The organism is Clostridium sp. MCC344 (assembly GCF_018785365.1).
Lineage (GTDB): Bacteria > Bacillota > Clostridia > Lachnospirales > Lachnospiraceae > Pilosibacter.
The window spans coordinates 1-355 of the sequence record NZ_WQPQ01000132.1 but is presented as its reverse complement, the minus strand read 5'-3'; the positions used below and the strand labels follow the sequence as shown (position 1 = coordinate 355).

The window sequence follows — 355 nt, the reverse complement described above, 5'->3', positions numbered from 1 at the left end:
TGGACGAATTTCTCAATTTGATGAAGCGGGCCGGGTATGAGGTCAAGACGGTTCGGGGCGGCGGTATCAGCTTCCGGCTGACCGGGCAGGGACAGGAACGCTTCACCCGTCTGCGTGCCTCCACGTTGGGGGACGGCTACGACTTGCAAGATGTTCTGTCCGCCATTGAGGGCAAAGAAAAACGCCCCGGGCGCTCGGAGCGGAAAATCAGTCTGGCGGTGGATATTCAAGCAAAGCTGGCTGCCGGTAAGGGGCCGGGATATGAACGCTGGGCGAAGGTATTTAACATTAAGCAGATGGCCGCCGCTCTTGCCTATATACAGGACAATAACCTGACCGATTATGAGCAGTTGGC

General features: G+C 56.9%; 1 pseudogene. It reads left to right on the top strand.

Annotation, left to right across the window (positions count from 1 at the left end):
- Window positions 1-17: 17 nt before the first annotated feature.
- A pseudogene (locus tag GPK90_RS18895) lies at window positions 18-355 on the top strand (relaxase/mobilization nuclease domain-containing protein); the annotation flags it as partial.